The organism is Acidimicrobiales bacterium, from assembly GCA_036273495.1.
Taxonomy (GTDB): domain Bacteria; phylum Actinomycetota; class Acidimicrobiia; order Acidimicrobiales; family JAJPHE01; genus DASSEU01.
On record DASUHN010000263.1, the window covers coordinates 1 to 15,164 of the forward strand.

Annotated in this window: 13 protein-coding genes and 1 tRNA gene; 7 read left to right on the plus strand and 7 right to left on the minus strand. The window is 71.7% G+C overall.

Annotated elements, in window-relative coordinates:
* The 3 genes from VFW24_11370 to VFW24_11380 all read right to left on the minus strand — a co-directional run.
* Window positions 1-2,993: MFS transporter (locus VFW24_11370; GenBank protein HEX5267364.1), on the minus strand; the 2,993-nt coding region annotated here is incomplete at its 3' end.
* Complete coding sequence (locus tag VFW24_11375; protein ID HEX5267365.1) at window positions 2,990-5,173, minus strand: ABC transporter permease; 2,184 nt, start codon at window positions 5,171-5,173, stop codon at window positions 2,990-2,992. The genes VFW24_11370 and VFW24_11375, both read right to left, overlap by 4 nt.
* The gene (locus tag VFW24_11380; protein HEX5267366.1) at window positions 5,170-6,300 is read right to left on the minus strand and encodes a hypothetical protein; all 1,131 of its coding nucleotides are present in this window, start codon (window positions 6,298-6,300) and stop codon (window positions 5,170-5,172) included. The genes VFW24_11375 and VFW24_11380 overlap by 4 nt, the downstream gene beginning before the upstream one ends.
* Window positions 6,301-6,473: 173 nt before the next feature.
* Between VFW24_11380 and VFW24_11385 the strand changes: the two genes are divergently transcribed.
* The 4 genes from VFW24_11385 to VFW24_11400 all read left to right on the plus strand — a co-directional run bounded on the left by VFW24_11385 (window position 6,474) and on the right by VFW24_11400 (window position 10,802).
* Complete coding sequence (locus VFW24_11385; protein HEX5267367.1) at window positions 6,474-7,148, plus strand: helix-turn-helix domain-containing protein; 675 nt, start codon at window positions 6,474-6,476, stop codon at window positions 7,146-7,148.
* Window positions 7,149-7,171: 23 nt separating this feature from the next.
* Window positions 7,172-9,010: a translational GTPase TypA gene (typA, locus tag VFW24_11390; GenBank protein HEX5267368.1), complete on the plus strand. Its 1,839-nt coding sequence runs from the start codon at window positions 7,172-7,174 to the stop codon at window positions 9,008-9,010.
* A 129-nt stretch (window positions 9,011-9,139) separates the two neighbouring features.
* The gene (locus VFW24_11395) at window positions 9,140-10,423 is read left to right on the plus strand and encodes an ABC transporter substrate-binding protein (protein HEX5267369.1); all 1,284 of its coding nucleotides are present in this window, start codon (window positions 9,140-9,142) and stop codon (window positions 10,421-10,423) included.
* Between the two features lie 49 nt (window positions 10,424-10,472).
* Window positions 10,473-10,802, plus strand: coding sequence for an MmcQ/YjbR family DNA-binding protein (locus VFW24_11400; protein HEX5267370.1), 330 nt, complete (start codon window positions 10,473-10,475; stop codon window positions 10,800-10,802).
* On the opposite strand, the gene VFW24_11405 is transcribed toward VFW24_11400, so the two are convergent.
* Complete coding sequence (locus tag VFW24_11405; GenBank protein ID HEX5267371.1) at window positions 10,799-11,152, minus strand: VOC family protein; 354 nt, start codon at window positions 11,150-11,152, stop codon at window positions 10,799-10,801. The two genes, VFW24_11400 and VFW24_11405, sit on opposite strands and share 4 nt — an antisense overlap.
* 154 nt (window positions 11,153-11,306) lie before the next feature.
* On the opposite strand from VFW24_11405, the gene VFW24_11410 reads away from it, so the two are divergent.
* Window positions 11,307-12,185, plus strand: coding sequence for a sigma-70 family RNA polymerase sigma factor (locus tag VFW24_11410; protein HEX5267372.1), 879 nt, complete (start codon window positions 11,307-11,309; stop codon window positions 12,183-12,185).
* Between the two features lie 7 nt (window positions 12,186-12,192).
* On the opposite strand, the gene VFW24_11415 is transcribed toward VFW24_11410, so the two are convergent.
* A tRNA-Gly gene (locus VFW24_11415) sits at window positions 12,193-12,265 on the minus strand.
* Window positions 12,266-12,305: 40 nt separating this feature from the next.
* The gene (gene dut, locus VFW24_11420; GenBank protein ID HEX5267373.1) at window positions 12,306-12,743 is read right to left on the minus strand and encodes a dUTP diphosphatase; all 438 of its coding nucleotides are present in this window, start codon (window positions 12,741-12,743) and stop codon (window positions 12,306-12,308) included.
* Between the two features lie 24 nt (window positions 12,744-12,767).
* Between dut and orn the strand changes: the two genes are divergently transcribed.
* A complete protein-coding gene (gene orn / locus VFW24_11425) occupies window positions 12,768-13,346 on the plus strand; it encodes an oligoribonuclease (protein HEX5267374.1) in 579 nt (192 codons plus the stop codon).
* On the opposite strand, the gene VFW24_11430 is transcribed toward orn, so the two are convergent.
* Complete coding sequence (locus tag VFW24_11430; GenBank protein HEX5267375.1) at window positions 13,303-14,337, minus strand: LLM class F420-dependent oxidoreductase; 1,035 nt, start codon at window positions 14,335-14,337, stop codon at window positions 13,303-13,305. The genes orn and VFW24_11430 overlap by 44 nt on opposite strands.
* Before the next feature lie 114 nt (window positions 14,338-14,451).
* Here VFW24_11430 and VFW24_11435 point away from each other — a divergent pair.
* Window positions 14,452-15,164 (plus strand): aldo/keto reductase (locus tag VFW24_11435; protein HEX5267376.1); only part of this gene is annotated, 713 nt, incomplete at its 3' end.

A 15,164-nucleotide genomic window follows, 5' to 3' on the forward strand; every position in this document is an offset into this window, starting at 1 on the left:
TCCGTCGTGGCGACCCGCCGCCTGCTTCCCGCTCCCGACCGGGCCGTCCGGGTTCGGGTTCCGGTCCCGCTCCGGCGGGCCGGGAGGCCCCCGGAGCGGCTGACCGCGTCGGATCCGGTGCCCAGATAGGCGGCGACCACCCGCGGGTCGTTGACAATCTCGTCGGGTGGCCCCTGGGCCAGGACCCGCCCGAGGTCCAACGCCACCACCTCGTCCGCCAGGCCGGTGAGGAGGGGCATGTCGTGCTCGATCACCAGCAGGCTGGAGCCGGTGAGCTCCCGCACCTTGCGCAGCATGGGCCCCAGGGCCTCGCTCTCCCGCTGGGCGATGCCGGACGACGGCTCGTCGAAGAGGATCACGGAGGGCTCGTGGGCCAGGATGCACGCCAGGTCGATGAGCCGCCGGGTTCCGGTCGAGATCTCCGCCACGAACTTGTTCCGGTAGGCACCGAGCCCCAGCATCTCTACCAGCTCCCCGGCCCGCTCCGCCACCGCCGCCTCGGAGTCGAGCGTCGCCGGGAGGCTCAGGGCCGCCGCCAGCGGGTCGCGTACCTCGACGTGGCGCTCGAGCGCCACCTTGATGGTGTCGGTCACGGTCATGGCGGGGAACAGCTTCGAGTCCTGGAAGGACCGCCCCAGTCCGAGCCGGGCGCGCGAGTCGGGGGGAAGGTGGCTGATGTCCAGGCCGTGCAGCAGGATCCGCCCGGAGTCGAGGGGGAAGAAGCCGGAGATGAGGTCGAACAGCGTCGTCTTGCCCGCCCCGTTCGGTCCGAGCAGACCCAGGATCTGACCCTGGTGGAGGGTCATCGACACGTCCTCGTTGGCGACCACCCCGCCGAAGCGCTTGGTCACCGCCTCCACCTCGAGGACCGGCCGGGGCCCCGCTCCGTTCCCGGCGGCCCCGGCGCCCTGCTCCCGGGCGCGGGTTCGGGCCCCCGAGCGCGACCCCGCCATCGCCTCCGAGGCCCCTTCGAGGAAGACGGCGCGCAGCACGTCCGGCCGCTCGAGCAGCTCCTCGGTGCGCCCCGAGAAGCGGATCTCCCCCTTCTCCATGAACACGGCCCGCTCGGCGACGGTGAGGGCCACGTTCACCGACTGCTCGACCAGAAGGATGGTCGTCCCGTCCCGGGCCAGCTGGCGGACGGTTCCCAACAGCTGCTCGACCACGATCGGGGCCAGGCCCAGCGAGAGCTCGTCGATCATGAGGAGCCGGGGCCGGCCCATCAGGGCCTGGGCCAGCACGACCATCTGCTGCTCGCCCCCTGACAGGTTCCCCGCCGGCACCTCCCAGCGCTCCCGCAGGACCGGGAAGTAGTCGAGGACCCGCTCGGTCGCCTCCCGGAACTGCGCCGACTCGCTGCGGAACATCCAGCCGGCGATCCGCAGGTTGTCGGCCACGGTCAGCCCGGGGAACACGCCCCGGTCCCCGGGCACCAGCGCCATGCCGAGAACCGCCTTGTTGACCGAGTCGGCGTGGGTGACGTCGCGGCCGTTGAAGAAGACCGCCCCGCCCACCGGGTCCACGAGGCCGCTCACCGCCCGGAGGAACGTCGACTTGCCGGCGCCGTTGGTACCGAGCAGCGCCACGACCTCCCCTTGGCGCACGTCGAGGTCGACACCGAACAGGATCTGCAGGTTTCCGGCGTAGGCCACCTCCAGCCCCCGGACCGAGAGCAGGGCGTCCACGTCGGCGGCGGCCTGGACCTTGCGCGCCTCCGCCACGTCGCGCGCCACGAACTGGCGGGCGGTGAGCTCCACCAGCCCGGCGCCGACGACGAGGATCCCGAGCACGTATGCCGCCGCCCGTTGGTGGTGGTTGGCGATGCCTCCGATGACCGGGGCCACGACGAGGGCGCCGAGGGTCACCCAGATCAGCGAGTACGAGAAGGCCTGGCCCCGCAGGCGCGGCGTGGTGACCAGCCCGATCATCACGCTGTACGCCGGGGTGAACCCGGAGGCCCCGATCCCGAGCACGAACAACATCGCCGCCGAGCCGATCGACCAGGGCAGCACGCCCATCAGGATGATCCCGACGCCGAACTCGACGACCATCAGCCCGTTGATGACCGGCAGCAGCTCGGGGCGGCCCCGTCGCATCCCGACCTGGACGATCCAGCCCCCCAGGACGGTGCCGACCAGCCCGCCCAGACCGAACAGGGCTATGACCACACCCCGCGCCAGCGAGTTGTAGTGGTAGACGTCCTTGAAGAACACGCTCTGCAGGAGGTTGAAGGCGATGACGCCTCCTCCGAAGAAGGCCGCCGCCCACCACGTCCGCCGCAGCGACCGCACCGCCTTCACCCGGCGGAACCCCTCCCAGAACGAGGACCGCTCCTCCCTCTCCAGCACCAGGCCGAGGGACGCGCCCCGGCCGGGGTCGCGCAGGCGGCCCAGCAGCCAGACGCCGATCACCGCCGGCACGCCGAGGAGAAGGAACGCCCCGCGCCAGCCGATCCCGGCCGCCACGCCGCCCGCCAGCGGGCTGCCCAGGAGGGCGGCGGCCGACACGGCGAACAGATAGAGCGTGAACGTGATCCCGAGCGACTCCGGCGGGTAGTAGTCGGTGATCAGGCTGCTGTGGGCCGGGTTGTTGACGAGCAGCCCGATCCCCGCCAGCACCGCCAGCACCAGGAACAGCCAGTACTTGGGCGCCAGCCCCAGTCCCACCGCCACGATCCCGACCGCGGCCGTGCCCCACTGGGAGAGGCGGATCCGGTCCATCCGGTCCGACACGAACCCGGCAAAGGGGGACAGGAGGGCCGGCAGGACCGACACCACGGTGACGGTGGTGATGGCCTGCTGGTTGGTGAGATGGAAGGTGTCGCGGATGTCGGGCAGGAGGACGGTGAGGGCCTGATTGCCGAAGCGCTCGATGCTGGCCGCCGCCAGCAGGATCATCACCGGGCCCAGCCCGCTGCGGCCGACCTGACCGGCCAGCCACCTGACGTAGCCGGACGGAGAACGCGGTACCCGCGGCGGTGAGACGGCGGTCACGCCGTCACCTGGTCCCGTCCCAGCTCGGCGTGCGCCACCGTCGGAGCGGCCTCGAGGATCACCCGGTCGGCCCCCTGGTCGTCGCGCATCGCCATGTCCGCAACCAGGCTGGGCACGATGATCCCGCGCCGTTCGGCCAAGGCGCGTAGCAGCCGGTCCCGGCCCCGGTAGATGGCCGAGCCCACACCGCCCGGCAGGAACATCAGGATCACCAGCAGGCCGATCCCGCTGCCCATGATCTGAAAGATGTTCTCGAGGGACTTGGGGACCGAGTTGGCGAACCAGGACAGGCCCTCGAGGTAGATGGCGCCGGCAAACACGCCGGTCATCGACCCGAGCCCCCCGATCACGACCATGGTGAACACGTCGATCCCCGATTGCGGGTCCGCCAGCCCGCTGTACAGGTAGCCGTCGTGGTTCACTATGAGGACGCCCGCCACCGCGGCCAGGAAGCCCGAGATGGCGAAGGCCAGCAGCTTGGCCCGGGTGACGTTGACGCCGTAGGCCTGCACTCCCCGCTCGTTCTCGCGGGTGGCCACCAGGATGCGCCCCACCCGGCTCCGGCGCATCCCCGCCACGGCCAGGATGCACACGAGCAGTACCGCGTAGGAGAAGTAGTAGTAGCGGTCGGTGGTACCGAGCGAGACCCGGCCGAACAGTGGCAGGCGCGGGATGGGTTGGAACTGGCTCGGCATCCAGTGGAAGTGGCTCGAGTTGAAGAAGTAGGAGCTGGCGGCAAAGGTGAAGGCCAGGGTGGCGACGGCAAGGAACAGGCCGCGGATCCGCAGGGCGGGGATGCCTATGGCCACCGCCACGACGGCACCGAGCAACCCGGCCAGCGCCATCTGGGCCACGAGGTCGACGTGCCAGTGCATGGTCATCCACGCCCCCGTGGCGGAGCCGACGGCCACAAAGGCGAAGTGACCCAGGCTGATCTGGTTCGTCCACCCGGTGAGGACCAGCAGCGACAGGGCGATTATCAGGTAGGCGGCGAGGAAGCTGCCGAGCTCGGTCTTGGCTTCGCCCAGGAGGTAGGGGATGACCACGACCACGACGGCCACGGCCGCCAGCACGCCGCGGCGGGCCCAGGTCACCACGGGCAGCCGGGCCAGCTCAGGAGGGACGGGCCGCACCTCGCGCATGGCGATCCACGTCGAGACCGCCGCCTCCTGGGCCCGGCTGGCGAGCTGGCGGCGCTGGACGAGAAGCCCGACCAGGATCACCACGAACAGGACCAGGTCGACGACGTCGGCATTGCCGGTGTGCCACACCACCGCCTGCTCGATCACCCCGAGCAGGATCGAGGCCCCCACGATCGTCGGCATCCGCTCCATGCGGCCGATCACCGCGGCGGTGAGGGTGCGCAGCAGCACGGACAGCCCGAGGGCGGTCCCGATGGGAAGGCCCACCACGCCGGCGCGGAGGATGACGCCGACGGTGGCGAGGAGGGCGGCCACCGCCCACACGACCAGGTTGACCCGCTTCACCGGCACGCCCAGCAGGGAGGCCCGGTCGGCGCTCTCGGCGCAGGCGCGCACCGCCACGCCGATGTGGGTCCGGTTGAGGAACCACGTGAGCCCGGCGATCACCACAGGGATCACGGCCATGGCCAACACGTCGTTGCCCTGGAAGCGGACGGGCCCGATGCCGAACGAGACGTTGAACGGGGACGGGAAGATCTGGGGCGGCAGCTGGGCGCCGAACACCTTGGGAAGCCCGATCTCGCCGATGATCAGGATCTGGGCAATGGCGATGGTCGCCACCGTCAGCACCATGCGGGGCGCCTTGGCGAAGCGGCGGATGAAGAGGAACTCGATCAGCACGCCGATGAGGACACCCGAGACCAACCCGACGGGGATGGCGGCGAAGTACGACCAGTGCGACACGGCGATGAGCAGCACCGCCAGCGAGGCGGGCACGCCGCCCATGTCCCCCTGGGCGAAGTTGATGATCCGGTTGGCCCGGTACACGAGGGAGATGCCGAGGGCGATCAGCGAGTACAGGCCCCCGATGACCGCCCCCTTGATCAGCACGCCCGTGGGAGCGGGCCAGAGACGATCGACCACCCAGTACAGCGCCAGGGCCGCCGCCACCCAGTTGCAGACCCGGCGGACCCCGCGGTCGTCGATCAACCGGGCCATCGCGCCGCCACCGGGAACCGGCGCGCCCAGAGCCGTCACTGCACCCCTCCCGGGACCCGCACGAGAGTGCTCGTCCTCTCGTCGACCGGGCGGAGGGACCGGGCCAGCGCCACGAGCTCGGCCGCCCCGGCGGTCCCGGTGATGCGCACGAACCGGGTCCCGTTGACGGGCTCGGCGTTGACGGTCGTGCCCACCGCCGACAGGAGCAGCTGACCCCGGCCCAGGGCGCCGAGGTCGACCGCCTGTCCCCCCGTGGGAGCCGGGAACCGGGCGCCATTGAGGGTCTCTCCCTCCTCGACGACGATCACGTCGGAGCCCCGCACGAACACGTCGTCGATCCCGACCACCAGCGATCCGGCGGCGTCGCCGGTCAGCGGGCCCACCCCGCCCCCGGTGAACGCCTGCGGCTGGGGCGGCTCGATCGCGTAGCGGCCGACATGGACGAAGCCGGCAGGCGGGCGCGGGAGCACCCACGACCGGCCGGGGGGCAGGCTGCCCGGGGCCAGAGCGGAGATGGCGCCACCGCCATGGTCCTCGGGGGTCACGGCTCCGGTCAGCCCGTAATCGCCGCCCGACGCCGCGTCGGCCCCGGTCGCGACCGTGACGGCGCGGCGCTCGGACACCACCCGGCCGTCGCGAACCGTCCGCTCGTCGAGCAGTAGCCCGTCGGCGTCGAAACAGCTGTCCACGTAGCTCGATCCGGCCCCCAGCAGTCGGAGCGGACCCGACCGCAGCGAGCCGGCGCTGCGCACGACCGTGCAGCGGCGCCCCGCGACCACCGCCCGACCCTCGAGCGCCAGCCGGCCGCTGTGGACGCCGTCGGCGACGATGCCGTCGATGCGCACGTCGACCGGCGGGGGTGCCACCGGCCCGCTGAGCTCGGTGGGCTGCCCGCCGTTGGCCTGCAGGACCTCACGGCCGAGCCGGGTGACCGTGGTCAGGTCCGGGGGCCCACTGCCGGGCGCCCCCCCGAGGGTCTCGTCGACGCTCTCGAAGGGCCGGCGCACCCAGATCTGCTCGGTGCCGGGGGCCTGCCCCGGCGCGGTCGTCCGGTAGACGATGTGGTAGCCGGACACCACGCCGAAGCGCGGGACGGGACCAGCCGGCGCCGCGCCCGGCCCGCCGCCGCCCGACCGGGTCAGGACGACGGCGGACCCGGCCGCCACCGCAACGACGATTGACAGGATGAGGAGCGGAGCCGGGACCCGGCCCCGGCGGCGGACGCGGGGCGCCGGCCCCGGCGGCCGCGATCGGCCCGTCACCTCATCTCGAACCCGCGATCCCCCCAGCAGCATCGCTTCCGAGTCACCCCCCGGCACTTTGGTGACAGACTGACACCATGGTTCCGTCAGTAGCAAACCCCCGCGAACGGGACAGCGCGGGACCGGAGCCGACCCGACTGGCCCGGTCCAACCGGCGTGACGCCCTGCTCGACGCCGCCGCCGAGCTCGTCGCCGCGGGGGACGTCGAGTCGGTCTCGATGGAAGCGGTGGCCGAGCAGGCGGGGGTGAGCCGGCCCCTCGTGTACAAGCACTTCGCCAACCGCAGCGAGCTGCTGGCCGCCCTCTATCAGCGCGAGTCGGCGCTCCTGCACTCGGAGCTGGCGGCGCAGGTCCAGGCGGCGGTCACGCTGGAGGAGATGTTCCGGGCCCTGATCCACGGCGCCCTGCGCGCCCAGGCCAGCCGGGGTTCGGCCCTGGCCGCCCTCCGCTCGGCCGGGGTGCGGAACCAGTCCCAGCGGAAGGTGCAGCTCGGCCGGGACCGGGACACGGTGCGCTACTTCGGCGCCCAGGCGGCCAAGGAGTTCGGCCTGGGCGACCGGCGGGCCCGCATCGCCATGCGGGTGGCCCTCGGGGCGGTGGAGTCGGTCCTCGCCCAGTGGCGCCTCCGCCCCACGCCGGAGTACGCGGCGGCGCTGGAGAACGTGTATGTCACCCTGGTGGTCGGCGGTGTCGAGCGCCTGGCCTCCGGGGATGCGACGGGTCCGGGCGGCGCCGCCGGACCTCGCTGCTGACCTCACCCCGCCGCCCGCCTCCTATGACCGCCTCACGCCCCGACCTTCGAAACCTGGCCATCGTCGCCCACGTCGACCACGGCAAGACGACCCTCGTCGACGCCATGCTCTGGCAGTCCGGGGCGTTCCGAGCCAACCAGGAGGTGGCGGAACGGGTGATGGACTCCATGGACCTGGAGCGGGAGAAGGGCATCACCATCCTGGCCAAGAACACGGCCGTCCGGCACGGGGGGGTCAAGCTCAACATCGTCGACACCCCCGGCCACGCCGACTTCGGTGGAGAGGTCGAACGGGCCCTCGGGATGGTCGACGGCGTGCTGCTCCTGGTCGACGCCAGCGAGGGACCGCTGCCCCAGACCCGCTTCGTGCTGCGCAAGGCCCTCGAACGGGGCCTGCCGATCGTGCTGGTCGTCAACAAGATCGACCGGGCCGACGCCCGCCCTTCGGAGGTGGTGGACGAGGTCTACGAGCTGTTCTTGGACCTCGACGCCCGCGAGCACCAGATCGAGTTCCCGATCATCTACTGCAACGCCCGGGCCGGGCGGGCCAGCACCGACCCCGGCAAGGAGGGAACCGACCTGGAGCCGCTGTTCCAGGCGATCCTCGACCACATCCCTCCGCCGGCGTACGAGCCGGGCCACGTCCTGCAGGCGCTGGTGACCAACCTCGACGCCAGTCCCTACCTCGGTCGCCTCGCCATCTGCCGGGTGCTCAACGGCACCCTGCGCCGGGGCCAGGCGGTGGCGTGGTGCCGGGTCGACGGGAGCGTCCAGCCGGCCCGGGTCAACGAGCTGTACCTCACCGACGCCCTGGACCGGGTCCAGGCCGACGAGGCGGGGCCGGGGGAGATCGCCGCCCTGGCCGGCATCCCCGAGGTGACGATCGGAGAGACGCTGTCGGACCCCGACAATCCGGCGCCGTTGCCCGTGCTGACCGTCGACGCTCCCAGCCTCGGCATAACCGTGGGCGTCAACACCGCTCCGTTGGCCGGCACCGAGGGGACCAAGCTGACCGCCCGCCTGATCAAGGGCCGTCTCGACTCCGAGCTGGTCGGCAACGTGGCCCTCCGCGTCCTTCCGACCGAGCGGCCCGACACCTGGGAGGTGCAGGGCCGAGGAGAGCTGCAGCTGGCGGTGCTGGTCGAGACGCTGCGCCGGGAGGGCTTCGAGCTGACCGTGGGCAAGCCCCAGGTCGTGACCCGGACGGTCGACGGGAAGCTGCAGGAGCCGGTGGAGCGGGTGTCGATCGACGTTCCCGAGGAGTACCTGGGGGTGGTGACCCAGCTCTTCGCCCTCCGCAAGGGCAAGCTCGAGCAGCTGGTGAACCACGGCACCGGCTGGGCCCGCCTCGACTACCGCGTGCCGTCCCGGGGACTGATCGGGCTCCGCACCGAGTTCCTCACCGAGACGCGGGGTACCGGCATCCTCCACCACGTCTTCGACGGCTACGAGCCCTGGCACGGGGACATGCGCACCCGCCCGAGCGGCTCGCTCGTGGCCGACCGGCGCGGGGTCACCACGACCTACGCCCTGCTGGCCCTCCAGGAGCGCGGCTCCCTCTTCGTCGGGCCCGGGGTGGCGGTCTACGAGGGGATGGTGATCGGGGAGAACGCCCGCGCCGAGGACATGGACGTGAATCCCACCCGGGAGCGCAAGGTCACCAACGTCCGCTCCTCCACGGCCGAGGAGCTGGTCCGGCTGATCCCGCCCCGCATACTCTCGCTGGAGCAGGCCCTGGAGTTCATACGGGAGGACGAATCCGTGGAGGTCACACCGCAGAGCGTCCGGTTGCGCAAGACCGCCCTGGACCAGGCCATCCGGGGGCGGCAGGCCGCCCAGGCCAAGAGGCGGCGGGCCGAATGATCACCGCCCTGCACACCCTGGTCTACGCCGACGACCCGGACCGGGCCAGGAGTCGTTGACAGGCCCCCGGAATGGTGGGATCGTCCCTGGCTGTTCGGCGAAACGGACCGGATCCCAGGGGGGTCGGGCATGAAGAAGCGGTCAACCGGCACTATCGCCGTCCTGAGCCTGGTGGCTCTGGGGGCGGCGGCGTGCAGCAGCTCCGGCAGCAGCGGGGCGTCGGGTTCGACGGGGTCGACCGCCTCGGGGACGAGCGGCAACACCGCCAGCGCCCCGGGCGTGACGACCAGCGGCATCAGCGTCGGTATCATCACCTCGACCACGGGCGTGGCCGGTCCCAACTTCGTGCACTACGCCGACGGGGCCCGGGCCCGCTTCGACGCCGCCAACGCCGCCGGAGGGATCAACGGGCGCAAGGTGTCCCTGACGGCCGTGGACGACGGCGGCAGCCTCACCCAGGACCAGACGGCCGCACAGGACCTGGTGAGCAAGAACGTGTTCGCCGTCATAGCCGGGACCCCGTTCTTCTTCGCCTCGGCCAAGTACCTGAACCAGCAGGGCGTCCCGGTGACGGGCGGCGGCTTCGACGGTCCGGAGTGGGGCCAGCAGCCCAACACCAACATGTTCTCCTTCACCGGGAACACCGGCCCCAACTTCCTCGTCAACTCCGAGAACGACGGCGGGGTCAAGTTCATCAAGATGGAGGGTGGAACCAACATCGCCGCTATGGGCTACGGGATATCCCCGTCCTCGTCGGCGTCCGCCCAGGCGGTCGGGATCGTGGCCCCCAAGGTCGGGCTCAAGGCCGGCTACATCAACACCAGCATTCCGTTCGGCGGCGTCAACGTGGGCCCGATCGTGCTGGCCATGAAGGCCGCCCACGTCGACTCGGCCGCGCTGCAGATGGACAACAACACGAACTTCGCCATCATCACCGCCGCCAAGCAGGCCGGGCTCAACCTCAAGGTGGCGGTGTCGGCCACCGGCTACGGCCAGTCCCTTCTCGACGACAAGTCGGCGTTGGCGGCGGCGGAGGGCTCCTTCTTCATCTCCGAGGGCCCGCCCCTGAGCTCGGCGCCGGAGAAGGCCTTCCGGGCCGCCCTCAGCAAGTACGCCGGGTTCTCGGGCGTCCCGGGATTCGACTGGTACTACGGGTGGATGAGCGCCGACCTCATGGTCAAGGGCCTCGAGTCGGCGGGTAAGAACCCGACCCGCCCGTCCTTCATCGACAACCTGCACAATGTCACCGGCTACACCGGGGAGGGCCTGCTGCCCCAGCCGATCGACATCAGCCTGGCCGACTTCGGCAAGCCGTCCCAGACGACGTGCGGCTGGTACGCCCAGGTGAAGAACGGCCAGTTCGTGCCGGCGCCGTCCGACGGAAAGCCGGTCTGCGGTAATCACGTCGGGTAGCCCTCCTCCGCCCCGGACCCGGTCGCGGGTCGCCGACCGGGTCCGGGCCATCTGCCTCGGCCTGCCCGAGGTGACCGAGAAGACGAGCCACGGCAGCCCCGCCTTCTTCGTCCGCAAGCAGTTCGTGATGCTGTGGCCGGACGGCCACCACGACCACGGGTTCCCCCATCTCTGGTGTGCCGCGCCCCCCGGCGCCCAGGAGGCCCTCGTCGGCGCCGGGACCGACCGGTTCTTCCGCCCCCCGTACGTAGGGGGCCGGGGCTGGATCGGAGTGCGCCTCGACGGGAAGGTGGACTGGGCCGGGGTGGAGGCGCTCCTCGAGGACGCCTACCGGGCGGTGGCCCCCCGTAAGCTCGTGGCCGAGCTCGGGCGCCGCTAGTCCTGGAGCAACCCGAGCACGTTTCCGTCGGGGTCGGTGAAGGTGGCAACCAGCCGTCCGCCACCGACGGGATGCGGGGCCTCCTTCACGGTCGCGCCGGCGGCGCTCACCTCGGCCAGCTTCGCCTCGATGTCCGGCACGTGCCAGTAGGCGACCGGTGAGCTCATCCCCTGCGAGTCTCCGCCCGGTACGAGACCGATGTGCTGGCCCGCCACGTCGAAGCCGACGTAGTAGGGGGCGTCGGCCTGCGGCGCCACCCCGAGCAGGGCGGCGTACACCGCCTTGGCCTTCTCCAGATCGGACACCGGGTGCAGCACGGTCTTGATGCCCTCGGTGGAAGAGCCGGTCATCGTCACTCCTTGGATGTCGTGGGTCGACACCGACCCGTCGTTGTTGATCAGCGATGATGACGCGGCGGGACGCCGATGTGTGACAGAGCCGGTGGGCCGGCCGGGCCGACCGTGCCTGTCACATTCGGGGCGGCCGGCGCGTCAAGGTGGTGACATGGACACTGACCTGACGGCGCAGTTCGAGGCCAGCCGGCCCCGGCTTCAATCGGTCGCCTACCGGATGCTGGGATCGTTCACCGAGGCCGAGGACGCCGTGCAGGAGACGTGGATCCGCCTGAACCGGTCCGACGCCGACAGCATCGAGAACCTCGGCGGGTGGCTCACCACCGTGCTGGCCCGGGTGTGCCTGGGGATGCTCCGCTCCCGCCAGGCCCGCCCGGAGCAGCCGCTCGAGCACGAGGAGCCCCCTCCCGAGGGCGCCGCCCTGGAGGAGGAGGTGATCCTGGCCGAGATGCTGGGGCCGGCCCTGCTCGTGGTGCTGGACACGCTGGCCCCGTCGGAACGGCTCGCCTTCGTCCTCCACGATCTCTTCGCCGTCCCGTTCGACGACATCGCCACGATCCTCGACCGGTCCCCCGCCGCCGCCCGCCAGCTCGCCAGTCGCGCCCGGCGCCGGGTCCAGAACAACGACGAGGTTCCCACCGCCAGCAGGAGACGCCAGCAGGAGGTCGTCGAGGCGTTCCTGGCCGCCTCCCGCCAGGGCCAGTTCGACGCCCTCGTGGCCCTGTTGGATCCCGATGCGGTCCTGCGCGCCGACCGGGCCGCGGTGAAGGCGGCCGCCGCCAACCGCGACCGCGGCGCGCCGCAGCTGGTGCCCGAGGTCCGGGGCGCGTCCGCGGTGGCGCGGATACTGGTGGGTCAGGCCCAGGCGGCCCAGCTGGCCCTCATCGACGACACGCCGGGAGCGGTGTGGGCGCCCGGCGGAACGCCCCGCGCCGTGTTCGCCTTCCACGTCACCGGTGACACGATCGCCGAGATCGAGATCGTCACCAGCCCGGCGGTGGTGCGGGCCCTGCGCGTCGAGCTGCTTTGAGCGCGAGAGCGGACGACGGGATTCGAACCCGCGACCCCAACCTTGGCAAGGTTGTGCTCTACCAACTGAGCCACGTCCGCGTGGACCCGCCAGCGTATCAGGGGCGGGGTCCGGGGGACCTCAGGTTCCGGTGTGACCGAAGCCCCCTTCGCCCCGCTCGGAGGTGGGCAGCTCCGGCATCGGGACGAACGAGACGTGCTCGACGGCCTGGACCACCAACTGGGCGATCCGGTCCCCCCGCCGGACGGTGAAGGCCTGCTCGGGGTCGGTGTTCACCAGCAGGACCTTGATCTCGCCGCGGTAGCCGGAGTCGATCAGGCCCGGTGTGTTCAGGCAGGTCACGCCGTGCTTGTGGGCCAGCCCCGACCGGGGCTGGACGAAGGCGGCGTAACCCTCCGGCACGGCCAGGGCCAGTCCGGTGGGGACCAGGGCCCGCCCGCCGGCCGGGGCCAGAGTGACGTCCTCCCGGGCCACCAGGTCGGCGCCGGCGTCCCCCGGGCGGGCGTAGGACGGCACCGGCAGGTCGGGATCGAGCCGGAGCACGGGAACCTCGAGCACCCGGGCACGATACGGTCCGGGGCCGTGCTCGCCTGGATGGACCTGGAGATGACCGGGCTCGACCCGGGGCGGGACGTGATCGTCGAGATCGCGTGCCTGCTCACCGACGACCAGCTCGAGATCGTGGCCGAGGGCCCCGACGTCGTCGTGCACGCCACCGAGGAGCAGCTGGCCGGCATGCAGGATGTCGTGCGCTCCATGCACTCCCGCAGCGGGCTGCTCGACGCCATCCGCAGGTCCCAGGTCTCGCTCGAGCAGGCCGCAGCCGAGCTGATGGAGTTCCTGCGCAGCCACATCGCCGAGCCGCGCACCGTCCCGCTGTGCGGCAACTCGATCGGCACCGACCGCCGCTTCCTCGCCGCCCACCTCCCAGAGGTGGAGGACTTCTTCCACTACCGCTCGATCGACGTCTCCACGGTGAAGGAGCTGTGCCGGCGCTGGTATCCCGACGTGCTGGCCGGCGCCCCGCAGAAGAAGGGCGGCCACCGCGCCCTCGACGACATACGCGAGAGCCTGGACGAGATGCGGTACTACCGGGGCGCCGTCTTCCGCGACCCGGCTACAGGTCCTCCGCCCACGTCCGCACCTGCTCCACCAGCTTGACCGGGTCCGGTCCCATCGGCGTCACCGACAGGACCGTCACCCCCGCCTCGGCCAGGGCCGAGATGCGCTCCTTCACGTAGCCCTCGGGCCCCACCAGCGAGGTCTTCTCGAGGAACTCGGTGGGAACGGCGGCGGCCGCCTCGTCCTTCTTCCCGTCCAGGTAGAGATCCTGGATCTCCTCCGCCTCGGCCTCGTAGCCGTACCGGCGGGCCAGGTCGTTGTAGAAGTTCCGGCCCCGCGCGCCCATCCCCCCGACGTAGAGCGCCACCATGGGCCGGGCGGCGTCGCGCAGGTGCTCGAGGCCGTCGCCGATGGCCAGGGCCCCGCCCGCGACCACCTCGAGCGGTCCGAGGCCGGAGGCGCGGCGGGAGCGGCCCTCGGCCAGCGCCCCGCCCCATACGTCGTGCGCCTTCTCGGGGATGAACATGATCGGCATCCAGCCGTCGGCCACCTCGGCCGTCATGGCCACGTTCTTGGGGCCGAGAGAGGCGACGTAGATAGGGATGTCCGCGCGCGTCGGGTGGGTGATGAGCTTGAGGGGCTTGCCCAGCCCGGTGCCCTGGCCCTCGGGCAGGGGGAGGCGGTAGACGCCGTCGTTGGTGAGGACCTCGCGCCGCCACACCCGGCGGCAGATGTCGATGATCTCCCGGGTGCGCTGCAGGGGCCGGTCGTACGGCACGCCGTGCCAGCCCTCGATGACCTGGGGCCCGGACGCCCCGAGCCCGAGGATGGCGCGCCCGTCGGAGACATGGTCGAGCCCGGCCGCCGTCTGGGCCATCAGGGCGGGGGTGCGGGTGTAGATGGGCAGGATCCCCGAGCCGATCTGGACCCGCTCGGTGCGCGCCGCCAGGTACCCCATGAGCGTGGCGGCGTCGTACCCGTAGGCCTCGGCCACCCAGACGATGTCGAGCCCCGCCTTCTCCAGTTCGACCACCCGGTCGGCGGAGGCCTTGAAGCTCGACGCGTAGGGAACACCCATGCTGATGCGCATGCGGCCATCCTCGGCCCGGGCGTCGCCGCGGTCAAGCGCAGGGGCGGGCGGGTAGGGTCGCCGGGACGCGAGCGGGAGGTGGGGATGCGGTACCGGAACCTCGGACGGACCGGCGTGAAGGTCAGTCCGCTGTGCCTGGGCGCCATGATGCTCGGCGCCTGGGGCAACCCCGACCACGACGAGGGGGTCCGGATCATCCACGCCGCCCTCGACTCCGGGATCAACTTCATCGACACGGCCGACGTGTACTCCGCCGGTGACTCCGAGGTGGTGGTCGGCAAGGCCCTGGCCGGGGGGCGGCGGGAGCGGGTGGTGCTCGCCACCAAGTTCCACGGGCCGATGGGCCAGGACCCCAACGAGCAGGGCAACTCCCGGCGCTGGATCGTGCAGGAGTGCGAGAAAAGCCTGCGCCGCCTCGGCACCGACTGGATCGACCTGTACCAGGTGCACCGCCCCGACGAGTGGACCGACGTCGACGAGACCCTCGGAGCTCTCTCGGACCTCATCCGGCAGGGCAAGGTGCGGATGGTCGGAAGCTCCACCTTCCCGGCCGAGGAGATCGTCGAGGCGCAGTGGACGGCGGAGAGGCGGGGCCGGGAGCGCTTCGTGTGCGAGCAGCCCCCGTACTCCATCTTCGCCCGGGAGGTGGAGGCGGCCGTGCTGCCCACCTGCCAGCGCTACGGCATGGGCGTCATCCCGTGGAGCCCGCTCGCAGGCGGGTGGCTCTCGGGGAGATACCGCAAGGGAGCGGACCTGCCCCATAGCCGGCGCGCCGAGCGAATCCCGCAGCGTTACGACATGTCGCTCGAGAGCAACCAGAGGAAGCT